Source organism: Oscillospiraceae bacterium NTUH-002-81 (assembly GCA_032620915.1).
Lineage (GTDB): Bacteria > Bacillota > Clostridia > Lachnospirales > Lachnospiraceae > JAGTTR01.
This window is the reverse complement of sequence record CP136052.1, coordinates 3,494,876-3,516,537: the sequence shown is the minus strand read 5'-3', so window position 1 is coordinate 3,516,537 and position 21,662 is coordinate 3,494,876. Positions and strand designations below refer to the sequence as shown.

Annotated in this window: 20 protein-coding genes and 2 pseudogenes; 5 read left to right on the top strand and 17 right to left on the bottom strand. The window is 54.5% G+C overall.

What is annotated here, in order from left to right; translation table 11 throughout:
* Window positions 1–85: 85 nt before the first annotated feature.
* Both RJD28_17435 and RJD28_17430 read right to left on the bottom strand, forming a co-directional pair.
* Entirely contained in the window at window positions 86–280 is a 195-nt protein-coding gene (locus RJD28_17435) for a hypothetical protein (GenBank protein WNV57920.1), read from the bottom strand.
* Window positions 281–865: 585 nt separating this feature from the next.
* On the bottom strand, window positions 866–1,288 hold the full coding sequence (locus RJD28_17430) for a sigma-70 family RNA polymerase sigma factor (GenBank protein WNV57919.1): 423 nt from the start codon (window positions 1,286–1,288) through the stop codon (window positions 866–868).
* 453 nt (window positions 1,289–1,741) lie between these two features.
* Between RJD28_17430 and RJD28_17425 the strand changes: the two genes are divergently transcribed.
* Complete coding sequence (locus RJD28_17425) at window positions 1,742–2,068, top strand: helix-turn-helix transcriptional regulator (protein WNV57918.1); 327 nt, start codon at window positions 1,742–1,744, stop codon at window positions 2,066–2,068.
* Between the two features lie 189 nt (window positions 2,069–2,257).
* Here RJD28_17425 and RJD28_17420 read toward each other — a convergent pair.
* The 7 genes and pseudogenes from RJD28_17420 to RJD28_17390 form a co-directional block, all read right to left on the bottom strand.
* Window positions 2,258–2,406, bottom strand: a pseudogene (locus RJD28_17420) (sigma-70 family RNA polymerase sigma factor).
* A 780-nt stretch (window positions 2,407–3,186) separates the two neighbouring features.
* On the bottom strand, window positions 3,187–3,753 hold the full coding sequence (locus tag RJD28_17415; protein ID WNV57917.1) for a hypothetical protein: 567 nt from the start codon (window positions 3,751–3,753) through the stop codon (window positions 3,187–3,189).
* A 25-nt stretch (window positions 3,754–3,778) separates the two neighbouring features.
* Entirely contained in the window at window positions 3,779–4,018 is a 240-nt protein-coding gene (locus tag RJD28_17410) for a hypothetical protein (GenBank protein ID WNV57916.1), read from the bottom strand.
* A 1-nt stretch (window position 4,019) separates the two neighbouring features.
* Complete coding sequence (locus tag RJD28_17405) at window positions 4,020–4,361, bottom strand: hypothetical protein (protein WNV57915.1); 342 nt, start codon at window positions 4,359–4,361, stop codon at window positions 4,020–4,022.
* Between the two features lies 1 nt (window position 4,362).
* Window positions 4,363–4,965, bottom strand: a complete 603-nt coding sequence (locus RJD28_17400; GenBank protein ID WNV57914.1) for a hypothetical protein — start codon at window positions 4,963–4,965, stop codon at window positions 4,363–4,365.
* Between the two features lie 23 nt (window positions 4,966–4,988).
* The gene (locus RJD28_17395) at window positions 4,989–5,573 is read right to left on the bottom strand and encodes a matrixin family metalloprotease (GenBank protein WNV57913.1); all 585 of its coding nucleotides are present in this window, start codon (window positions 5,571–5,573) and stop codon (window positions 4,989–4,991) included.
* A gap of 544 nt (window positions 5,574–6,117) precedes the next feature.
* A complete protein-coding gene (locus RJD28_17390; protein WNV57912.1) occupies window positions 6,118–7,518 on the bottom strand; it encodes a relaxase/mobilization nuclease domain-containing protein in 1,401 nt (466 codons plus the stop codon).
* Window positions 7,519–7,637: 119 nt separating this feature from the next.
* On the opposite strand from RJD28_17390, the gene RJD28_17385 reads away from it, so the two are divergent.
* The 3 genes from RJD28_17385 to RJD28_17375 are packed head-to-tail and all read left to right on the top strand — an operon-like array spanning window position 7,638 to window position 9,524.
* The gene (locus RJD28_17385) at window positions 7,638–7,847 is read left to right on the top strand and encodes a helix-turn-helix transcriptional regulator (GenBank protein WNV57911.1); all 210 of its coding nucleotides are present in this window, start codon (window positions 7,638–7,640) and stop codon (window positions 7,845–7,847) included.
* A complete protein-coding gene (locus RJD28_17380) occupies window positions 7,844–9,280 on the top strand; it encodes an ATP-binding protein (GenBank protein ID WNV57910.1) in 1,437 nt (478 codons plus the stop codon). The genes RJD28_17385 and RJD28_17380 overlap by 4 nt, the downstream gene beginning before the upstream one ends.
* Before the next feature lies 1 nt (window position 9,281).
* Window positions 9,282–9,524, top strand: coding sequence for a hypothetical protein (locus RJD28_17375; GenBank protein ID WNV57909.1), 243 nt, complete (start codon window positions 9,282–9,284; stop codon window positions 9,522–9,524).
* A gap of 110 nt (window positions 9,525–9,634) precedes the next feature.
* On the opposite strand, the gene RJD28_17370 is transcribed toward RJD28_17375, so the two are convergent.
* The 6 genes and pseudogenes from RJD28_17370 to RJD28_17345 form a co-directional block, all read right to left on the bottom strand.
* Window positions 9,635–9,925, bottom strand: a complete 291-nt coding sequence (locus RJD28_17370) for a CD1845 family protein (protein WNV57908.1) — start codon at window positions 9,923–9,925, stop codon at window positions 9,635–9,637.
* Window positions 9,926–10,062: 137 nt separating this feature from the next.
* On the bottom strand, window positions 10,063–10,401 hold the full coding sequence (mobC, locus tag RJD28_17365) for a plasmid mobilization relaxosome protein MobC (protein WNV57907.1): 339 nt from the start codon (window positions 10,399–10,401) through the stop codon (window positions 10,063–10,065).
* Window positions 10,359–11,456, bottom strand: a complete 1,098-nt coding sequence (locus tag RJD28_17360; GenBank protein WNV57906.1) for a DUF3849 domain-containing protein — start codon at window positions 11,454–11,456, stop codon at window positions 10,359–10,361. Before RJD28_17360 ends, mobC begins: the two co-directional genes overlap by 43 nt.
* 2 nt (window positions 11,457–11,458) lie before the next feature.
* Window positions 11,459–17,111, bottom strand: a pseudogene (locus RJD28_17355) (SNF2-related protein).
* Between the two features lie 163 nt (window positions 17,112–17,274).
* Window positions 17,275–19,884, bottom strand: a complete 2,610-nt coding sequence (locus RJD28_17350; GenBank protein ID WNV57905.1) for a hypothetical protein — start codon at window positions 19,882–19,884, stop codon at window positions 17,275–17,277.
* Entirely contained in the window at window positions 19,812–20,165 is a 354-nt protein-coding gene (locus RJD28_17345) for a TnpV protein (protein WNV57904.1), read from the bottom strand. Before RJD28_17345 ends, RJD28_17350 begins: the two co-directional genes overlap by 73 nt.
* On the opposite strand from RJD28_17345, the gene RJD28_17340 reads away from it, so the two are divergent.
* Window positions 20,164–20,973: a hypothetical protein gene (locus RJD28_17340; GenBank protein ID WNV57903.1), complete on the top strand. Its 810-nt coding sequence runs from the start codon at window positions 20,164–20,166 to the stop codon at window positions 20,971–20,973. The two genes, RJD28_17345 and RJD28_17340, sit on opposite strands and share 2 nt — an antisense overlap.
* Here the strand turns inward: RJD28_17340 and RJD28_17335 are convergent.
* Entirely contained in the window at window positions 20,957–21,250 is a 294-nt protein-coding gene (locus RJD28_17335; GenBank protein WNV57902.1) for a hypothetical protein, read from the bottom strand. The two genes, RJD28_17340 and RJD28_17335, sit on opposite strands and share 17 nt — an antisense overlap.
* 187 nt (window positions 21,251–21,437) lie before the next feature.
* On the bottom strand, window positions 21,438–21,662 hold the full coding sequence (locus tag RJD28_17330) for a transposon-transfer assisting family protein (GenBank protein ID WNV57901.1): 225 nt from the start codon (window positions 21,660–21,662) through the stop codon (window positions 21,438–21,440).

Here is a 21,662-nt window from a genome sequence, read left to right as displayed (position 1 = left end):
CTCTCGCAGGTTTTCCCTGCAAGAATATGATACCGGGGATACCATTTTCGCGCAAGGATGCCGCCGCAGGGAGGCTGATTGTCTGTTACGATGCGTGACAAGGCTGCGCGGCCGCGGGAGCGTCCAGCTCCGTCATGGCGCGGCGCACCGCAAGCTGCTCCAGCGTCCTGCCAAGGTCCTTTTCGCCGGAAAACACGCTTGTCACGCGATAGAGGGTCTTGCCGATCCTGACCTCCTTATAAGAGGCGACCGGCTCTTTGGGGATGGCTTGCTTCTGCATAAACGCACCTCCGATTTATCAATTTAGTCCCGCTGCCACGATATGACAGCGGGGCTTGTTCGTATTCGTTCCGGCAGAGCAGCCGCGCCGGAGGGATTGCTGTCATGTTGCATGATACTGCACCGGCGCGGCTGTCTGCGTATGTTGTGTCATGTAGTTTTGTTCCGCCGTATTTGTCACAGCCCCCGGCGCGAGGCATGTATCGCCTCTGGGACCGGTATCAGCCGCCTTTGGCAAGGCTGTCCCATTCCCGCCAGCGCCGTGGCTTGTAAGGCTCACGAACGCCGCAGGAATCCCCCTCAAGTCAGTGGGAGGCCGTAGCTGGGGTTGCGTATCGCCCGCGCTGTCATCGCGCCCGATGCTGCCACGCATCGGGTCAAAGGCTGCGTAGATCGCTCGGACAGCCGCCCGTCCCGAAGGATGGGAGGTCTGTCGTCATGGCGGCGCGCCTTTTGTCGCTTGGCCTTTCAGCCGCGCGGGGTCTGTGCTGATACCGGTGTCTATGCGGTTGTCAAGGAGCAGAGGCGAGCGAGAATAATATCCCTCTCATATACCTCAAGAAAAATCGGGCTTTTTATAACCCCCTTAGTCGAAATTTTTCAAAATTTTCCTCAAATGAGAAAGCCCTTTGCGAATGGAATGATGCACGGCGGGCTGGGTGGTGTTTTCTCTTGCTGCAATCTGCAACTGAGACAGTCCGCCAACGATGTACTCAAGGACACGCCGCCGCTGCGCGGGCGTGAGCTGCGCCAGTCCCTCTTTCAGCAGCCGCTCCAGTTCCATGCGCTCCAGCGCCTCGTCCGGCTGCTCCGGCAGATTCAGCGCCTCAGCCTCGATGCCGTCGCCTGCGTCCAGCGAGTAGAACGCCCGGTTGTCGCGGATGTACTGCGCGTAGTTGATCTGAAGCCGCTTATCTTCTTCGAGAAACGCAGCTACTTCATCGGAAACCTCGATAAAGGCATCCTCGGTGTACCACGGGTAAAGCTCCCGCAGATTGATCGTTGTCATGTTGTATTCCTCCGTTTGGATGTTTGTGTTCGTGGTTGCGGTTGAATCCAAACGGAGGGCGGCGGGGAGCGGCAGCCCACAGAGAAGAAAAACAGTGCAAACAAAAAGGCACCCGCACAGGCATAAAAGCCTGAACGAGTGCCTTGCAATTCTATTTCATAATTGGGCGGAGCTATATCGCAGATAATCTGTGATGTACAGAAAACGAGCTGCAACTCACATAGATAAGTGCAGCTCGCAAAAGTCTCTACAACACCTGCTTCTTTTTGAGATGTTCTGTATCCACTTCCTTTACGGTGGATAGTCGCATTAGCGATACCTCCTTTTGTCAGTCAATCCCATAAGACATCCTCACATATTTCGTAATTATGATGTATAGCTCATTTGACATGAGTTAGGTGTATATTTAGCTGAATTAGAACTCACCATAAAATATAGGAGAGGTGATTTCTGATGAACTTTCTTGACCTTTTTGCCCTCAAACTTCGGGAGAAGCGAATCCAGCAGAAGATAACACAGCGTGGACTGGCTGAAAAACTGAATATGTGTACGCGCACGATTATTGAGATTGAAAACTGCAAAATCAATCCGAAGTTTGAAACCGTGGCTCTCATTTCCAAGGAGATGAGAATCAGCCTTGACGCCGTGGTGTTTCACGATGAAAAACCGCGTGAAATTCCAAAAGTTGTGGCAGATTTCTTTGCCGGAAAGAGTGATGCAGAAGCGGAGCGGTATATTGCATTGTGCCAAAGCGCAGAGAAGTTGAAAAACGGTGAGTAAAAGCGGCCATCCACGCGGATAGCCGCTTTAACTTATAGAATAGCCAGCGGGCATAGACACACGCTTTTTACCCGCTGGCTGCTTTTGTCCGCGCAGTTGGAACGACGGGCAATTTTTATTCTATTTTTCCTGTTTGTGCGCATCCCTGATTTTTTCGAAGCTGTCCTGACTGACGACGTGTTCAATCAGGCAGGCGGAATATTGGTCCCGTCATCACAGTCCAGAGAATAATATGCCTTATTGTACCGAGCCCGCTCCACATAGGCGGCCTCCTGTCGTCTGCTGGCGTCGAGGGCTTCGGCCACCTCGTCAGCGACCTCGATAAATTGATCCGCCATGTGGCGGGCACCCAGTGGGGCTGCAAAAAATACATGAACATGAAGCACTTGGAGGCGGTCATGGACGACGCCTCTATTGCCGGCTGACCTCATTCAGCCAGAGCCTGCAAACCAATTTGCGCATAACTCTTGACGGCACCAAAATCTTTTGTTCAAAACAGACCGTTTTTCGCACTTTTTGCATGAAAATGCCGGGAAGAAAACTCGACGGCGTTCCCTTGTGTTTGCTAAATTTTGATAGCAAACACTGGGGAACGCCGTCGAATAAAAATAGGGCGGCGGTTTATATCGCTTCCTATCCTCACAACTAGGGGAGTGCCCAAAAGGGATTTTTTTCATCAACAGCTGCCTTTTAGGCGTCCATCTCTTTTTACTTATCATACTACTTTGAACACTGCGACCTATGAAAAACGGCAACTAGCTTATTTTATAATGCGCTTTTGAAATAAACGAGTTATTCAATTTTTATGAAATAGCGTTGTTCTCCATTCCAAAAACGAGTATAAAAATAATGATAGCAGCAGATAACAAGATCCGTATTATAGTTATCCTTTTTTTAGTTTTTCCAAATACAACTGCTAGAATGGCAAATGCAATCGCTAAGCAATTCATAGCAACTCTTAGTGAGTAATTGTAACTAAAAATACTACCACTCATAAAAGTTCCACCTACAATAGATAGCTGCGCTATCATAAAAATGAATATAGAAAGGCAGTAAAATATGATGCTTACAAAAAGACACTTGTGTTTATTTAACATAGCCATGCTCCCTGTTGTTGCTTAATTAGTCGAAATCACGCCTTTATGATCACACCATATTCTTATCTCATCAGAATTGTTTTCCGACCAATTCCCCAATAAACCTTTCTTATAGAGTGTAAAATTGCCTACTGCACCGCCAAGATAATCACTTGGATTGTCAACCGTAGCAATACCCGTTACTTTCCAAGAACTATTAAGCGACTCGGTATCTGTTTGTGTGCCGCGACACTCAGCCAAACTTGCACCATCATACCTAAATGTTGCCGTCAATGAATAATTTGCAACTTTCTCCCCTGTATCAATAAGGTAAAAATATTTGGAGCGAGTATAATCCTTATACGTCCACGATGCAGTTGATGCTCTCTGAACAACAGGAACATACTCCACTTCGCGAACCGTTTCTATCACGGCAATTTCTTCGTTGACTATATATGTAGTAGATTCTTCTGAGACACTAACAATCTCAGCGTTTGAGATAGCAGATACGTCAGGTTCTGCTTCAGCTGCATAAGCGCTTATTTGCGTACACAAGACTGCACAAACAAGCACGGCAATAAGAGAAAAACTCTTCCGCATTTTTTTCATAATCTTCAAATACTCCTATCTAATTTCATTCATAATTTTTTGTTATATTTCCATTTGCATCACAGGACATATCCAAGAAAGTATCATTATTATAGTTGCCATTATGATAAAGTTGGTAAGATGCATCGACTGATGTCCAACCTGACCCGGATGAAATAGAAAAACTTTCGGTAACAGACCAACCTGAAATGGCACTAGAGGAAACTTGGACTTCACTCTCTAAAGCATAAACAGAGCTACCATTATAATGGAATGAAGCCGCCAAACTATATGTCGCCACTTTCTGCCCGTTGGACTTTAAATAAAAAATGCCCAGACATAGTTGCGCTTTTGACACTATACGCTCTAGCTGTAGATTGTACGTTCTCAGAATAGACATACTTAAATATAATGCCATTTCCCACGTCAATGGATTGAGTCCCCTCTTTATTAAAATCAATTTCATTGTAGATTTGGGACTTAACCTCTTGCGATGATATATATTCCAATGCATCATCAAAATTCTCGGTATCAACAGCATCGGCAGGCGAAGAGGATGCCGCAAAAGCCATAGGTGCATTTGCAAACAAAATCAATAATGCACATGCTACGCCCAAAAATCGTTTCATATTAATTATCTCCTTTTATTGTTGCAATACTTTGCGCAAGTTCGCTTTTTGTTGCGGTATGAAAATAGAAATTCCAGTTTTCCGCAGTTGAATAAACAATATCAGCTTCATTAACATCATTGCTTGAATAAGCTATCGGACTTGCATACAAGGCACCTTGCGTTGAATTTAATATCACATAGTGCTCGCCATCGCTGCTTTTTCTAAGAAACAGGATCATGTCATCTCCGACATTCAAATCAACAGAAGGCTCAACATCATGAACATAATTTCCGATTACGCCTCCAGTCAAAAGTATTTTGATGGTATCTGAAACTTCATCAGAGCTATCGAACACTTCATTTACATTTACAGTGGCTTCCCTTCTAATAATGCTACTGTTATTTTCATCCCAAAATGGATCTGAAATAGACAGAACCTCGCCACCGATAATAAGGTCAGAGCGTTCAACCATCTTATCCAAATCATAGTTCGCCAACAAATAGGTTGTTGTCGCTCCTCTAGTTACATTTGTTTGTGTGAAGATAAAACCCGAAGCAAAACACACACACCCCAAAAGGACAAAGCCAACCACACGCACAAAGCGCCGCTTATGTGTTCTCATTTTCATCCCTCCTTAATCATATATTAATCATATATTGCCGCAATGCCAGCAATATCATCAGATGATAACGTCCTCCTCGTTTCACCGGGAGCAAAAGACTTATACATAACTGCTGTTATTTCTGTATCGTCAGGATGTCCTAGTCCCAAAGCATGCCCTACCTCGTGCGTAATAACAGACTGTAGATCGTACTGGGTACTACTGGGCGTTCCAGTAGAGAAAGTATGAGATGTGCTAATTCCTATATCTGCGGTTTTAATTTTTGTTCTAAAAATAGATGTAAAAACCCGATGACATTGCGCTAACACATCATCCTCTAGACTACCCGTAAAAGAAATTTCATTATAGTTATTGTCGGTCGGATAGGAGTTTGTATGAGAATAGCTTGATAATTCTGCAAGTTTTCCATAACCAGCTGAGGTCCATGCACCACATGCACTTGAAATAGCATTTTTTTGAGCAGTTGTCATAGAACTATGCCAACGCAACGAATATGGCGTAGACTCCAATCCTCCCGATACTGCAACATTATAGGCATAAGCGGTTACAGCACCACCACTGAACAGTAGAACAAACGCAAGTAATGTTGCTAATATTCTTTTTCGCATTGAACACATCTCCTTTACATATCATTATTAAAAATAATAATTCCCACACGAATTTCCATACGAAAATAAAAAGCGCATAAGTCAAACCGTTAATTGGCTGACTTATGCGCACAAATCAAGGCTTTTAATGTTTCCTCCCCGTAATTGAGATCTATGTTCAAACCCAGTGTACCACGAGTCAGACCGTTTACTATTAAAACGACGCATGATATCTACCTCCAAACACAATAAATCAATAAGTTAATCTCCTGCACTATCACTATATCATGTTATATGTGAAAATGCAACAGTTTTAACATGATAATAACAAAAATTTTTCTATTTCCACAGAACAAAGGATTTGCAAGTAGCAACAATTTATAATAGGCTTTTTCATAAACGCAGTTTTGGCAAGCAGGGCAAAGAGGTACCCACTTTGCTTTTCGGGCAGTTTCCGCCATTGCGAAAACCGCCCTCTGCTTGTCAGGGGCAGCGCCCCTGAAACCCTTTGAACACACATAAAGTGTGGCTGCGCGTTTCTCCGAAACGCTTGGGAGCATGGCCGTTACTGGCGGTCATGCTCCTGTTTTCTTTCCTCGCTGCGCTCATCCTTGCCCAGCATCCTGTCCACGTTCTGCTTGTGGAGCAGCAGCTCGCGCATCTCATCGCGCGAACGCCGGTATTCGGCATACGCCGCCTTTTTTTCGGCAAGCAGCTTGGCATATTCCTCCTGCAAGCTCTTGACGGTGGGGAGCTTTTTCACGCCCAGCTCGTCAAAGGCGTTCTTCGCCGCCTTGTGCAGCAGGATGTCGCCCTCATGCTCCGCGAGAAACTTTTTTGAGTAGCCCGCCTTGCGGTAGCCCGCGTAAACGTCGCGGGTCTTGGCGTAGTTGATGATATGCGTTTTCAGCACGGCGATCTCCGCCATGCGCGTCTCCGCCGCCTTGATCTGCGCGGACAGCGCGTGAAACTGCTCCGTGGCGGCAGTGACTTTTTCCTCCAGCTCCCCATAGTCCAGCAGTCCATGCTCCCGGAGATAATTGTAGGTCTGCGCCATCTGCTTGACGTTGAATACCTTTGCCCAGCGCTCGTAGCCCACGCCCTTTCCGGCTTGCAGCTTCGCCTCGATGTCGATGAGCAGCGTGTTCTTTTTCCGCGTGGTCTGCGTCCGCTTTTTGCGCGGCGTATGCTCCTTTTCCCCGGCAAGAACAGCGCGCAGCTCGTCCTCCGTATAGCCGTCGATGGAGGAAAGACGGACAAAGCCCTTGCGGTCCGGGTGCCGCAGGGACAGCGTATTCCCGCGCCGCCTGACCTCGCAACCAGCATCGCGCAGCAACTTCAAAAGAGTGTCAAAGCTGTCTGGCTTCTGCAAAAGCGCCGCGTCGATCATGCCGCAGAGCAGTTCCCGGTGGGAGGGCTTCGCCTTGTTTCCCAACCACCTGCCGTAGTGATTTTTCCCGCGCTTCGGATCGGCGATTACGGAGAGCCGATGCTCGGTGCAGATGGCGTCGCTGAGCCTTGCCACTGCCCTGCCGGAGCCGAGAAAATCGCGGAACTTGTGCTTGCAGTCCAGCGTGGTGGAGTTCCAGATGATGTGATTATGAATGTGCTTTTTGTCGGTGTGCGTGGCAACGAAAAAGGCGTGTCTGCCTTTCAGAAACCGCTCGGCAAATTCATAGCCCACACGGTTTGCTTCCTCCGGCGTGATCTCTCCGGGCTTAAAGGACTGGCGCACCTGATAGGCGATCACGTCGCTTTGCTGCTCCCTGCCGGTGAGGGTTTTGTACTGCCGCTTGGCGAACAGAAACTCCGCATCAGCGGTTTTCGGGTCGCATTCGTAGGCGGAGATCAGCTCACCGCCCTGTGTCTTGCCTGGATTCTTGGAGTAGTCGATGCGGTCAGTCAGGCAGTCGGCAATCGTCTTGCCGTGACTGACGTGCATGGAAATGATGCGTGTGGTCGCCATGGGGCGCGGCCTCCTTTCTGTGAGACGGATTTGTAATTTCTTTTTTGAAGTCCTCCGTATTTTTCTTGTATGCTTGCGCTGCCATGTGCTATACTATGATATAAGGAGCGTGATACGAAATGACCTTTGGCGAAGCCATCATCAAGCTGCGCAGCGAGCGCAGGATCTCCCAACGTCAGCTTGCGGAGGAATTGAACGTGAGCTTCACCTCCGTCAATCGCTGGGAGAATGGAAAGACGATGCCCAATAAAATGACGGTGTTCGTCATTCGCAAATACTGCGAGGAGCACGGTCTGGATTTTTCTTATGACGAGGGGGTGCGGGCATGAGCTGCAAAATGACGATTGAACAAATATGTGGTGCGGTGGAATCGCCGCTCTTTGACCGCAAGAGCGCGCGGATTGACGCGAAAGCCCTTGCCGTTCACCTGATTGCATTTGCCAACGCGGACGGTGGCGTGATCGCTGTTGGCGTAGAGGACGACGGAACAATTACCGGAATTGACAGCTACGCAGAGAATATCAATGAGCTGCTGCGCGCGCCGTTTGACTTCTGCAAGCCCTCCGTGCGGGTGGAAACGGAGCGGCTGTCCTGCACCAACAGGAACGGAAAGGCCGACCACATCCTGCTGATCGAAGTCTTGCAGAGCAGCGACCTTCACGCGAATCAGGCGGACGAGGTTTTCTTCCGCGTCGGGGATAAGTCCAAGAAGCTCAATTTTGAGGAGCGCTTGCAGCTTATGTATGCAAAGGGAACGCGGTATTTTGAAGACACGCCGGTTCCCGATGCAGGGCTGGACGACCTTGACCTCGGCTTTGTCAGGGAGTTTACTTCAAGGATCGGCTATCGGAAAAGCCCGGAGGAATACCTCCGGGAGAACAAGGAATTTCTCTCCGAAAGAAGCGGAAAAGAGGAAGTCAGCGCGGCGGCCATGCTGCTGTTCGGCAAAAATCCGAAGCACTTCTTTCCCCGCGCCCGTATCCGCTTCGTGCGTTACGAAGGAACGGAGGCAAGGGTCGGCGCAAGGATGAACGTCATCAAGGACGTGATGTTTGAGGGGCGCATCCTTCAGGTGACAGAGAAAGCGCTGGAGTTTGTGGGAAGCCAGATCAAGGAGCGCACCTACCTCGGCGCGGATACGCGCTTTGTCACGGAGCCGGAATACCCGGAGTTCGCGTGGAAGGAGCTTATCATCAATGCCGTTGCGCACCGCGATTACAGCATCAAAGGGACCGACATCCAAATCAAGATGTTCGACGACCGGATCACTGTGGAAAGCCCCGGCACTCTGCCGGGAATCGTGCGGCTGAACAATATGCGTCACGTTCACTTTTCCCGCAACCCGAAAATCGCGCAGTTTTTGCATGAGTACGAATATGTGCAGGAGTTCGGCGAGGGTGTAGACCGGCTCTATGAGGTCATGGAGGCCGCCGGTCTGCCGCAGCCGGAATACAAAGTAGAGGCGTTCATGCTCTATGCCACGATTCGGAATACGAAGTTAGGCGGCAACTGTGGTGGCACCACACCAGTCACCACCACAGATAGCACCACAGACACCAGCACAGTCGCAACGATTTTGGCTTTCTGTGCGCAGCCTAAAAGCCGTGAAGAAATCATGACCATGTGTGGACTGAAAAACAAGAACCATTTTATTAAAGCACACCTCAAGCCCCTGCTGGAAAGCGGACAGCTTCGCATGACCATTCCCGACAAGCCCAACAGCCGCAATCAGAAATATGTTGCGGTTAAATCGGAGGACTGATATGTTCACCTATATTTCCATTGAAGAATTTGCGGACGGCGTAGTAAAAAACAACAAGGATACCAACCGCAAGGAGCTGATCGCCTCGCTGCGGGAGGCCCTTGCCGCCAAAAGGAGCGGCGCAAGGTGCATGATCTGCGGCGCGCCCATCTGGGCGGCAGGCAGCGGCGTCACGGGGACGAATATGTGCTTCACCTGCACCACCGGCGAGGCCGACGACAGCGAGGACTACGAGATCGAATAAATGAACAAGCGCGGAGCATAAAACTCCGCGCTTGCTGCGTAATATGGCGTTTCTGAAATTGCGCAAAAATATAGCTTTTCAAAATGTTTTGCGCGTTTCTAAAAATGATGCTACCCGTAAATCCTGTCCTGAATCGCGTAGCGCAGGACGTGGAGCTTTGCCAGCAGCCATGCCGCCAGCATGGGCAGTCCGTAGGGGCTTATGAGAAACGCGATCACCAGCAGCCCCGCGCCGTAGCTGACGGAATCCACAAAGAGTATGAACAGCCCGAAAAAGCCGAGAATGGCGGCGGGGATGCAGAGGATGCCGCTGGACAGGCTGACAACGAACACGAAAAACCATGTGACGACGGCAAGCGCCGCAAGGATGGGCGCAAAGAGGATTTTCAAAAGGAAACGCATATCAATATCCCTCCAGTTTTGTTTGTTTCTGCTTTCAGCATACAGGAAGCTGCCTTGCCCTGCAAGGATGCCGGACCGCAAAAAAGCAGGGGCGGCTTACCTCGCAGCAAGCCGCCCCGCATGGGATAAATACCCCTTTATTTGATGGCGGCAAGCCGGGACAGGATACCGCTTGCCGCCTGCCAGATCCGCTCCTGATTTTGGAGTATATCATCCATGTCCGCGGCGTAAACGCGCCCCGTTTCATGCACCCTCCGCGTGAGCTGATTGAGATTATTAGACGAATACCGCAGCAGCGACACCAGCTCCCGCAGCTCCGGCAGGTCGAGCTTTACCACATACCCGTCAATGGCCATTTTCCGCAGATATGCGCCCATGTTGGTCGTGCCGAGCTGCGCCATCTTCGTCTCGATCATCGCCCGTTCCTCCGGCGTTACGCGGACTTTGAGCTGGATGTCCCGTTTCCGCTTCGCCATGTCACAGCTCCAAATCCTTCTTCTTTGCGGTGGTCGGCTTCTGCTCCGCCGCCTGTTGCAGCTTGGAGCGGACGGAGGGGACGCCGGAGGCTCTGGCTGCGATCCTCGTCCTTGCCGATCAGGGCATACACGCCCTTGCGGTCCTTCAGGTTGGAGAGGGCGAGGGAACGGAAGGGCAGCAGCTTTTGCAGCGCCGCAGTGTCCTTTTCTCCGGCGCGCTCCATGAAGTCGCGGGACACCTCTGCCATGAAATGCGTCCCGTTTGGACTGTTGGGCTGCACAGGCTCTTGCAGCTTGCTCAGCAGCCGCGCAGCCTCCGCTTTGATCTCGTCGGCTGTGAGGGGCTGGCGCAGCCGCTGCTCATGCCGCGCCTGCGAGAGAAACAGGTCCGTCAGGCCGGGGTGGGAGCAGACCACAAACTGCACCGAGCGGTCACTATCCATACCGTCTTTGTTTTCGTAGACGGGGATGGTATTCGCCCAGCGCTTGTTGTCACGCGAGATGCGTCCGTCGTAATCAAAATGGCGGACGGTGGCCGCCAGGACGTAGAGCATCCGCTCCTGCCCGAACTGCTCCGCCACCTGTCCCACCGCCGCAGTGTCAAGGCGGTTGTCATGGTAATTGTCCCGGATGGCGGCTTCAATGGCGTCCTTACAGCTCACATTGGCGCGGAAGGACGCGCGGTAGGCGTCCAGCTCCCCATTCTCCTGCGCGTGGTCGGCGGGATAAGGATAGACCGGCAGCTCACGGAGCTTTTTTGCCTCGTCCTTTGCCGTAGCTTCCACGCTGTCGCGGATTGTGTCCATGTAACCGGTTTCCAGATCGGAGAACTTGTCGTAGAGGATCGCCATAGGCGAGGGAGACAGCAGCAGCGCCCGCGTCTCCGCCTCGCTGAGCGTCAGCTCCTCCATGCTCATCAAAATATCCTCCCGCACGGTGTATTCATAGCTGTGATGGAGGATTTCCTCCGGGGGCTGGCCCTTCAGCCAGTCCCGGTACTTGTCCTGCTCCCGCGAGAGCTTATCGTATAACGATTGCTGTAATGCCTCGTTCATATTCATCGTGCCTCCTGTTCGTGAGATTTTTTCTTTTCCCCAGCGCCGTGGACGCAGGGCGCTTTCAGCTTGCCGAGGACGGAGGGGCGTTTCGCCACCACATTCTCCGCCGCCTGTTCCATGGGCGTCCGGTCGTCGATGTTCAGTTCCGCGTTCAGCTCCGCCAGCCGCGCGGATTTTTCTTTCAGCTCCGCCTCCTGCGGGAACGGCTTGCCCAGCTCCGCCTTGGCCGTCGCAAGCTGCGCCTGCACATTTTCAAGCCTGCCCTGCACCGTTTTGTACCGCTCCGGCATCTGGGCGAGGGCGTTGTCGATGCGGACAAGGTTGCCCCTCGCGTCCTTGCCCAGCTCTACCCGGTGGCTCATCTTCCCCTTGAGGGTGAGAATGAAGTCCTTGCCGAAGTTTTCCACAGTCAGAGACATGGAAAAGCCACGATAGCTGCCGATGGGAACACTTTCCAAGCCCTTTGCGTCCTTGAACGCCTCCAGAATGGCAGCACCGGCATTGTCCTTATCGGTGAGTAAGTCGCCCTTGACCTCCATGCCCGCAAAGCCGTCCTTGGGGTGGGGATGCTGTTCCAGCATTTTCATATCCGCCTCAAAGCCGGAGAGGAAGCCTTTGTTTTCCTCGATCTGCGCCGGAAAATGCCGCAGGATGTTGTCCTCCAAACGGTACTGCTGGCTCTGGTGATTGGCTTTCATCAGCCGCAGCCGCGCCACGTCCACGTCGAGGTCCATTTTTTCACGGATGCGCTCGTCTCCGGCGCACAGCGCCTTGATCTCGGCATAGGAGAGCGCCGCCTCATCAATGTCCTCACAGCTTCTCACCGGGGATTTTGAGGTCATGATCTGGGAGATGAATTTCTGCTTGTTTTCCACCGTCTGCCAGAGGTAGGCGTCAAACGTAGATTCCGTGACATAGCGGTAGATGTGTACCTCCTTGTTGCGGTTGCCCTGCCGGATGATGCGCCCGCTGCGCTGCTCCAGATCGCCCGGCCGCCACGGGCAGTCCAGGTCGTGGAGCGCCACGAGCCTGTCCTGTACGTTCATGCCAGCGCCCATCTTGAAGGTGCTGCCCATGAGGACGCGCACCTGACCGGAGCGGACTTTTGCAAACAGCTCCTTCTTTCGGACTTCCGTATTCGCCTCATGGATGAATGCAATCTGCTCGCGGGGGATTCCTCTGGCGACGAGCTTTTCCCGGATGTCGTCGTAGATGGTAAAGGGCGGCTCCTCCGGTTCGGTTTCCGCGTCAATGGCAGCCTCCAGCGCGTGAAGCTCCGGGCTGTCCGTGCCTTTCGCGGCGATCCTGCCGCTCTGCGCCGCCTTGCCCTTGGGGGTAGACAGGTCGCAGAACACGAGCTGCGTCAGCTTCTCCGCCTGTCCGTCCTGCCAGATGCGGTGGATGTTGTTGACGCACAGATTGACCTTGCTGCTCGGGTCGTCCGGCAGGTCGGGGTTGATTACCCGCTGGTCAAGGCCCAGCTTGCGCCCGTCCGAGGTGATTTTCAGCATATTGTCCTCCGTGGGAGCAACCGCGCCGGAATGTACCTTGGCGGCACGTTCGGACAGTTCCTGCACCATCTGCTGTTGCAGCGCCGTGGGCTGTGTGACCTCGGTGTGATAGACGGCGGTGGGCGTGGGAAGGTTAAGCTGGTCGGCGGTCTTGATGTCCGCCGCCTCCCGAAACAGGTTCATCAGCTCCGGCAGGTTAAAGAACTTGGCAAATCGGGTCCGCGCCCGGTAGCCCGTACCCTCCGGCGCAAGCTCGATGGCGGTGGTGGTTTCCCCAAAGGCGGAGGCCCAGCAATCGAAGTGGGTCAGGCTGTTGCGTTTGAGCATATCATGCTGCAAATACCGCATCATGGTATACAATTCCGTCATGGAATTTGAGATGGGCGTACCCGTGGCAAAGGTGACGCCCTTGCCGTGGGTAAGCTCGTCGATATAGCGGCATTTGAGCAGCATATCCGAGGACTTCTGGGCGTCGGTGGTGGAAAGCCCCGCTACATTCCGCATTTTTGTGTAGAGGAACAGGTTTTTGAAGCTGTGCGCCTCGTCCACATACAGCCGGTCTACGCCGAGCTGTTCAAAGGTCACAACGTCGTCCTTGCGGGCGGCGTCATGGAGCTTTTGCAGCTTGGCCTCCAGATTTTTCTTGGTACGCTCCAGCTCCTTGATGGTAAAGCGCTCGGCGCGGCTGGCCTTGAGTTCTGCAATGCCGTCCTCGATCTCCCATATCTGCTCCTGCAAGAGCCGTTCCTGCCGCTCTCTGGATACGGGGATGCGCTCAAACTGGCTGTGACCGATGATAACGGCGTCATAGTCGCCGGTGGCAATGCGGGCGCAGAACTTCTTGCGGTTTCGTGTCTCAAAGTCCTTTTTGGTGGCCACAAGGATATTGGCGGAGGGGTAGAGCCGCAGGAACTCCGAGGCCCACTGCTCCGTCAGGTGGTTCGGCACGGCAAAGAGGGATTTCTGGCACAGGCCGAGGCGCTTTCCTTCCATGGCGGCGGCGATCATCTCAAAGGTCTTGCCCGCGCCCACCTCATGGGCAAGGAGCGTATTGCCGCCGTAGAGGTCGTGGGCGATGGCATTGAGCTGATGCTCCCGCAGGGTGATCTCAGGATTCATGCCCGGAAAGATCAGGTGCCTGCCGTCATACTCCCGGGGACGGGTGGAATTGAAGCGCTCGTTGTAGAGCTGCACCAGCTCTCGCCGCCTGTCGGGGTCGCGCCATATCCAGTCCCGGAATGCCTCCTTGATGGCCTGCTGCTTCTGCTGGGCAAGGGTGGTTTCCTTGCTGTTAAGGACGCGCTTTTCCTTGCCGTCCGCGTCCCTTACGGTGTCGTAGATGCGCACGTCCCGCAGGTTCAGCGTATCTTCAAGGATTTTATAGGCGTTGGCGCAGTCAGTGCCGTAGGTCATGCGGGCGTTGATGTCGTTGTAGGGGATGCTGTTCTTGCCGGAGATGTTCCACTCCGCCGTGAACTCCGAGTAGTTGACCTCCAAGGAGCGGCGGGCATACAGAGGCGGCTCCAGCAGCTCGAACATGAACTGCTGAATGTACTTCTTGTCGATCCACGTCGCGCCGAGACGCACCTCGATCTCCGAAGCGTCAAGGTCTTTCGGCTGTGCGGCGCGCAATGCCTCCACGTTGGGCAGATAGCCGGGGCTGTCAACGGCGGCGTTCTCCGCCTCCCGCAGCTTTTTCCGCACGTTGCCGGAGAGGTATTCATCTGCCGTCTGCCAGTCGCCGTAAACAGGGTCGAGGAAAATGACGCCGTTCAGCTCGTTGATGATGTCCTCCTCACTTTTACCGGTGAGCTGGGACATATATGCCATATCCACGCGGGCTTTTTCCCCAATGGACAGGGCGAGGGCTTCTGCGGCGGTGTCCACGCTGGTGACGGACTGCCGCTGCCGGATGGTACGCTTGGTGAACATATCCGCCTTGCCCTTGAGCTTGGTCTTGTCCTCATCGTCCAGCATTTCAAGGGAGCAGAGCAGGTAATAGGAGCTGTCGTCTGCAAAGGCGAGGGCGTTGCCCCGGCTGTTGATGAGGCCGTATTTTTCGGTGAAGCGGTCATAGAGGCGGTTGAGCTTCTGCTGCTCGGCGCGTATGGAAATGTCGTCGGATTCCCACATCTGAAGGTCGATGAGCCGGTGAACGCAGTCCCGCAACTCTGCCATTCCCTTGACGCGCTCCTTTGCGGTGGCGTTCAGGTTGGGCTTGACCATGACGGAGTTCTCCCGGTAGTACACCTCACCGTCCACCACGGCATAGCTGTAATTCTTCACGTTGGGGTCTGCGGGAATGGTATCCTGTATGGCGTCGTTCTCACCGAGGTCAGGCAGCTCTGCGGCTTCGTACTTGCCGCCGATATTCTGAATGGCGTATCTGAGCTGCGTGGCAAGGTCCAAATCCTCATACGGTTCCACAGTAAAGTCTTGTCTGCCGTACTGCGTACTCTCCGAGGTCTGTCGGCCTAATACCATTTCGGGGTTGTCGATGAAATACTGATTGATGGCAAATCCATCCTCATTTTCACCGAGATGCACCCAGTCAGGTTCAATGTCGATGGGTCTGTCACGCTTTTGCAGGAAGATGATGTCGGACACCACCTCCGTACCGGCGTTGGCCTTGAACGCATTGTTGGGCAGACGGATCGCACCCAACAGCTCCGCCCGCTGCGCGATGTACTTACGGACTTCGGGAGATTGTTTGTCCATCGTATAGCGGGAGGTCACAAAGGCGATCACGCCGCCCGGACGCACCTGATCCAGCGTTTTGGCAAAAAAGTAGTCATGGATGGAAAAACCGAGCTTGTTGTAAGCCCGGTCGTTGACCTGATACTGTCCAAAGGGCACGTTGCCGATGGCAAGGTCGAAGAAATCCCGTCTGTCGGTGGTTTCAAAGCCTGCCACGGTAATATCCGCCTTGGGGTAAAGCTGCTTGGCAATGCGCCCGGTGATGCTGTCCAGCTCCACACCGTACAAGCGGCTTCCTTGCATCTCCTGCGGGAGAAGCCCGAAAAAGTTTCCGACGCCCATGGCAGGCTCCAAAATGTTGCCGGTCTGGAAGCCCATGTTTCCAACGGCTTCATAGATTGCCTTGATAACCGTGGGGCTGGTGTAGTGAGCGTTCAGCGTGGAAGCTCTGGCGGCGGCGTATTCCTCCGGGGATAGCGCGGCGTACAGCTCCGCAAATTCGTCTTTCCAGTTATCCTTGCTTTCATCAAAAGCATCCGCAAGCCCGCCCCAGCCCACATAGCGGGAGAGAATTTCCTGCTGCTCCGGGCTGGCCTGCAAGCCCCTCAAATTCCAACTCCTTCAGAAGATTGATTGCCGCCATATTCGCCCGGAACTTGGCCTTAGCGCCGCCTTTGCCGAGATCATCGTCCATGATGCGGAAGTTTTCCGCAGGCGGCTTTTGCGGCACAGGCGGCTCCGGCTCGGTGGTGCGGATAGTCTGGATTTCAATGTCATAGGGAAGCTGGCTTTTCTCGCCAGGGTAGAACGCTACGGTTTCCGTGGTAAACTGCGGCTGCTCCGGTTTTGCTGCTTCCGGTGGTGTCTGTTCCGGTTGGGAAACTTCCGGCTCTTGAACGGAAATGGTCTGTTCAGCTTGCGCCTGTGTCCGGCTCTGCGCCTGCGCTTCCTCCAGAAAAACGGCGCGCAGCACGGGAGCGGCGTCCGGCCACAACAATCCGAGGGCGTGTACGCCCTTTTCCCCATGCACCTGCGCCTGAAAGCCGCTTCTTGAGGTGATGAAATCTGCCTCGGTGCCGTCCTCCAGCGTCATGGTGTCCGCGTCCGACGCGGCGAAAACGTTGGAAAGATACGCACCGATGGCGGCGTTGCCCTCGCCCTGCCGGAACAGCTCCCGCACCTCGTCCCGGATGTCAGGCGTGAGGATGCCGTTCATCAGGAGGTCGCGGAGGTCGTCGTTTCTGTTTCGTGCGGGAAGGTAATCTGTTATGGCGGCGTTTCTCTCATCCCTGCGCAACAGCCGCTCAAAGTTCTCGCGGCTTTCGGCGCGGAATACGGGATAGCGGAGCGCAGGGTCACGAAGCTGCACGTTGAGTGCGCCGACCTCCGTGATCTCAAAGGGCGTGTTGTCCAGATAGACGGTATCGCCCACCGCATACGGCGCACGGAAAATCATATTTTCCTGTTCGTTTTCGGCAGTGACCTCCTTGACAGGTTGCGTCTGCTCCGCAGCGAAGAAATAGCCGGTGTCGAGGTAACGCTCAAAAACGGTGCGGTCTATGCTGACCGTTTCCTGCTCCGGGACGCTTGGCAGAGTGTACCAAACATTATCTTCGTCTACACGCTCGACCACCATCAGAGTATCCCGCTGTTCGGCTGCGGTGGAGGAAAAGCCGTCGCCCACGCGATAGGCATTCCCCAGCGGCGTTGTGAAAAACCGGCGCGTCCGGCTCCATACCGCGGCTGCGCTGAATACTGGAGAGGTAGTCAATGGCGTTAGATTGCTCCGCGAAGCGAAGCACCTGCCCACCCTCCTCATAGAAGCGGTCAAGGGCCGAGTCCCAGATGCCGGTAATGCCGCCCTCGTTGGGGTGCAGACGGATGGAAAAACGGTCCGGTGAGTCCATGTGCGCCGCCTGCGCTTCCTGCACCGCGATCCGCTCCACATCCGCCATAACCTGCCGGATGAAGGGGCTGTTGCGGTTTGCCTCCGCGTCCACAATGCGCCCGCCCACAATACCGCGTTCAGCAAGCGCTTCCCGGATGGCGATGGGGTCAATATTGTCAAAGTTGTCCTGTTCCTGCTCGGTGTAGAAGTTATCGGATTGAATGAGCTGCGCAATGCGCCGCTGCACCTTTGCCCATGACAGCGTGACCGGCTCGGAGCTGCCCACGGAGATTTGCAGCGGTTTAGAGGTATCCTTCAAGCCGTACTCCCGTGCCAGCCATGCGGCGGTGTCCCGGTCGCGGGCGTGAGCCTTCATATAGCGGACAACTGCGTGCTTGCTTTCAATCCTGCCGTTCCACTGCTGCAAGGCCGCGTCAATGTCCGCCTGCGTGACCTTGTAGGGAGAGGGCGTGACCGTGGTTGCCAGCGTGGGGTAAAGCTCGTCCAAAAGCTCCTGATGCAGCCGGTTGTGGAACGCAGGCATATCGAAATAGAGCCGTGTGAGCTGCAAATCGCCGGATTCCATGACAATGCGCCGGATGGCGGCAGCGCCCTCCAGATAGGCGTTTTGACGGTCGGAATTGCGGCAGGCGTTGAGGAAAGCGTCGTCCGCGACAAGCGCGTTGCCTACGGTCAGCTTATACCCCTCAAACAGCTCTGCCACCGTGGGCTGTGGCTGCTCTGCGGCAGGATCGCGGAATACCCTCGTACCGTCTGCGCCAAACTCGGCTTCGTATGCGTCAATGGCGGCTTCCGCCTCATGGTCAACGGAGCGCAGGGTATAGACGCGGCGCTCACCTCTAAAGTCCGGCGCTGCGGCAATGGTTACATCGTATTTGCCCCGCAGTTCCTCCACATAGTTCTCCAGATTGTGCGCCGGAACGCCGCACATAGCAACACGGCCAGCGCCGGGTATCGCTCTTGTGGTAAGGTTGAGGTCAAGCAGCTCCGCCGCCTGTTTTGCGTCCTCGCCGTACATCTCGAAGAAATCGCCCACCTGAAACAGCACGATGTCGTCCGGGTGGGCTTCTTTGATGGAATTGTATTCGTTTTGCGCCGTGCGTTCTGTTTCCTTTTCCTGTTGAAGCTGCGCGTACCGCTCCTTTTCCCGTGGGGAGAGGAAGCGGTCCTTCTGAATGAGGCTGTCAATCCTTGCTGCCACCTTCGTCCAGCTCAGCTCCACATTGGCACAGCCTGCCTTTTTCAGCGTAATGCCTTTTGCACTATGATCTTCATAGCTGCCGCTTGCTCCGGATACAGCATGGGTATGACCTCCTGTGCCATACTCATCTTTGAGGAAAGCTGCCTTTTCCTTGCCGGTGTGGTCGGCGGTGAAGTATTCGTAGATCCTGCCCTTGCCGCCCTCGACACCGCTGCCGCGATCCAGCGCGTGGTCGATCTCGTCCTCCGTGATGAAGCGTCCCAGCTCCGGCACTGCGGCCATTTCGGAGGAATATTCTCTGCGTGGCAAGGACATATCCCGCAGGCTCTGCCAGATGTTCTCCAGCTTGTGGTAATGGAAGCGCAGCAGGCTTCTGTTCTGTTCATGGGCGGCGTAAAACTGCGCGAACTCGCCGGATAGCGTATCGCGGGAATCTGTGTTTGTCAGTTGCTCTGCCAGCCGCGCCGTTTCATCAGGGAAGCCGCCGCCCCGCAGAGCATCCATGCAGGAGAGATAGCCCCGTTCCCGCGCCTCGTCGCTGAGGTCGTGCTTCAGATACCAGAGGGCTTGGGCAAGCTGCATCCGCTCATGCTGCCCTGCTTCGGCAAGCTCTACATTGGAGGCATACGCGCCACTTTCCATAAGCTGGGAAATGCGCGCAGCGGCGTCCTGCCATGCGATCACCTGCGCGGTGCGCACATACTCCGCGCTCCTGCCGGGGGCGATGTGGATGCCGTCAGCGGCATACCACGCGGAAAGCTCGCCCTCCGGCGTCTTAAAGCCGTTGCCGCCGTGGAAGGTGTTTTGCAGCAGCGCGGCAATGTCCTCCGCAGACTTCTGCTTCTGGAACGCGGCGGCAATGACCATGCGGGTATCGTCCTCGTTGCCGCCCAGCCGCAGCACATGGTCAAGCTGCGCCTGAGAAACGGAAAAAGCGAAGGGCGTCTGTGCGCTCTCCGCTTCTTCTATGGCTGTAATCTGTTCCGCTTCGGTGGGGAAAAAGGATAGCTGGCCGCCCCGTGCGGGGTGCTCTGTTATGCGTAGATCAGCTCCGCGAGAATCACTTCCTCGGCCTGCGCCTTGCAGGTGTTCATCAGGCCAACCCATTTCATTGGGTCGCAGGCTTTCAGCGCTTCCGTCGCTCCGGCCTCCGACGCCAGCTTTGGCATCATCTGCTCTAAGCGGCTCTGCACCGCCTGCTCGATCTCCAGCAGGTGCGGGAACAGGGTTTCCTCCAAGATCATCTGGTTCCAGAGGATGGGGCGATGCTCCTTCAGGTACTTCTGGCGCATCCGTCCGTACTTGCCGAGGGGCTGCTCCGGCACCTCGATCTTCAGGTCGGGAATCAGGTAATCTCCGTTCTTCGTGTAAGTCAGGTTGTTCTCCATGCTCTGCCGTCCTTTCCGCGCTGTGTTCGCGCTCATAATTTCGTATGGTGACTTCGATCTGCCGCAAAACCTGTTCATTGATCTCGCTGACCGCCGTGCCGAGGGCTGCCACCGTGCGCGGGGTGTTGAAATCAAAGATGCTGAAAAAATCCTCGTGTTCAAAGTGATCCTCCGGCTGCATCCCGCAGCGGGACATGAGGGAGTAGGTGATACTGACCGCCGCGGCGTTTTTGAACGCCACCTCGATGTTGTAATCATCATACTCCTCCAGATAGGAATCCGCAACGATGCCGAGAATGTCGCGGGAATGGTCGCGCCAGTATTCCGCAGCAAGCTGGGAAGCGACGGCCTCGAACTGCTCCGCAAGGCCGTTTTTGCCGGAAACGCCGTAATTACGCTCCAGCATGGCGCTCACGCCGTCGGTATGCGCGTCTTTCAGCTCCCAAAGATTGACGCGGCGGGCGTTTTCCTTGCCGCCGGTGTCGGAAACGTCAAAGACGTATTTGAGCCGCGGCTTGTAGCCGGTAGCGTCGATGAGGGCGATGCCCGTGCTGCCGCGCCGGACATAGCGCCCCATTTTCTCGTTCCAGAAGTCGTACTCCGCGCAGGCGGTGGCCTCCGGGCGCTGCATATAGATCATGAGCTGCTCGTTGTAGGGGTATTTATACAGCCTTGCGGCGGTGGTCAGGAACGCCGTCCACGCCAGATGGCTGCCGGTGATCTGCCGCGCGGTGCGCTCCGCCTGCTCCGCGTAGGCTTGCAGTTTGTTGGGCATAAGCAAAATCCTCCTCTCATGGGTTTCTGGTGAAGCCGTTTCTTTTCGCCGCCTCGCTCGCCGCCTGCTTCCGTTTCTCACTGTACGGTGCGGTCAGGCGGAAGGACAAGCGCCCCTTGCGGATGGTGAACTCCATACAGCCCGTGTCGGGGTCTGCGTCCAGTTGGCGGCACTCTGCGGGGTGCTGCGCGGCGTAGGCGGCAAGGCGGTTTCTAAGGTCAGTATTGTGGGTGCGGATATGGATAAGGGGTTCTTTTTCGTCAAAGGTGATTTCCGTGATTTTCTGCGCTTTTGTCAGTCCTGTTCTCATAAATGGCCTTTCTGCGCCTCCTGCGCGAAGCAGGCGCGATTTTGGGGTATTTTCTCCGGCTCATGACTTGGGAAAAACGGCGATTTTCAAACTGAAACGCGCCGGATGATACATTCCTCATCCGGCGCGCTCCCTGCGGCGAATCTGCGATTTTTCCGGCTCTTGACCGTAAAACAGTCAGCTTTGCTCAGAGGTCAAAATCCGGCGTCAGGTCAAGGGCGGCGTACTCCGCGTCGGTAATGTCGCGCAGCTTTGCGAGGGCGCTGTCCGTCAGCTCCCGCAGCTCGGCCTCCTCCGCGTCCAGATACCCCCGCATTTCTGTGAGGGCCGCGATCAGGCCCTCGCGGGTGCCTGCCGCGTTGTAGATGCTCATAAGGCTGACTTCATCGTGGGTGAAATGCTTGTCGTTCAT

What these genes read in the sequence shown, in the direction of transcription:
- RJD28_17375 (WNV57909.1), top strand. Translation starts at nt 9,282, where the DNA reads ATGTTCACCTATATTTCCATTGAAGAATTTGCGGACGGCGTAGTAAAA.
- RJD28_17430 (WNV57919.1), bottom strand. Translation starts at nt 1,288, where the DNA reads ATGACAACGATCAATCTGCGGGAGCTTTACCCGTGGTACACCGAGGAT.
- RJD28_17330 (WNV57901.1), bottom strand. Translation starts at nt 21,662, where the DNA reads ATGAACGACAAGCATTTCACCCACGATGAAGTCAGCCTTATGAGCATC.
- RJD28_17415 (WNV57917.1), bottom strand. Translation starts at nt 3,753, where the DNA reads ATGAAAAAAATGCGGAAGAGTTTTTCTCTTATTGCCGTGCTTGTTTGT.
- RJD28_17405 (WNV57915.1), bottom strand. Translation starts at nt 4,361, where the DNA reads ATGAAACGATTTTTGGGCGTAGCATGTGCATTATTGATTTTGTTTGCA.
- RJD28_17360 (WNV57906.1), bottom strand. Translation starts at nt 11,456, where the DNA reads ATGAACGAGGCATTACAGCAATCGTTATACGATAAGCTCTCGCGGGAG.
- RJD28_17335 (WNV57902.1), bottom strand. Translation starts at nt 21,250, where the DNA reads ATGAGAACAGGACTGACAAAAGCGCAGAAAATCACGGAAATCACCTTT.
- RJD28_17385 (WNV57911.1), top strand. Translation starts at nt 7,638, where the DNA reads ATGACCTTTGGCGAAGCCATCATCAAGCTGCGCAGCGAGCGCAGGATC.
- RJD28_17345 (WNV57904.1), bottom strand. Translation starts at nt 20,165, where the DNA reads ATGGAGAACAACCTGACTTACACGAAGAACGGAGATTACCTGATTCCC.
- RJD28_17370 (WNV57908.1), bottom strand. Translation starts at nt 9,925, where the DNA reads ATGCGTTTCCTTTTGAAAATCCTCTTTGCGCCCATCCTTGCGGCGCTT.
- RJD28_17425 (WNV57918.1), top strand. Translation starts at nt 1,742, where the DNA reads ATGAACTTTCTTGACCTTTTTGCCCTCAAACTTCGGGAGAAGCGAATC.
- RJD28_17350 (WNV57905.1), bottom strand. Translation starts at nt 19,884, where the DNA reads ATGGGTTGGCCTGATGAACACCTGCAAGGCGCAGGCCGAGGAAGTGAT.
- RJD28_17400 (WNV57914.1), bottom strand. Translation starts at nt 4,965, where the DNA reads ATGAGAACACATAAGCGGCGCTTTGTGCGTGTGGTTGGCTTTGTCCTT.
- RJD28_17390 (WNV57912.1), bottom strand. Translation starts at nt 7,518, where the DNA reads ATGGCGACCACACGCATCATTTCCATGCACGTCAGTCACGGCAAGACG.
- RJD28_17340 (WNV57903.1), top strand. Translation starts at nt 20,164, where the DNA reads ATGCTCTGCCGTCCTTTCCGCGCTGTGTTCGCGCTCATAATTTCGTAT.
- RJD28_17395 (WNV57913.1), bottom strand. Translation starts at nt 5,573, where the DNA reads ATGCGAAAAAGAATATTAGCAACATTACTTGCGTTTGTTCTACTGTTC.
- RJD28_17380 (WNV57910.1), top strand. Translation starts at nt 7,844, where the DNA reads ATGAGCTGCAAAATGACGATTGAACAAATATGTGGTGCGGTGGAATCG.
- mobC (WNV57907.1), bottom strand. Translation starts at nt 10,401, where the DNA reads ATGGCGAAGCGGAAACGGGACATCCAGCTCAAAGTCCGCGTAACGCCG.
- RJD28_17435 (WNV57920.1), bottom strand. Translation starts at nt 280, where the DNA reads ATGCAGAAGCAAGCCATCCCCAAAGAGCCGGTCGCCTCTTATAAGGAG.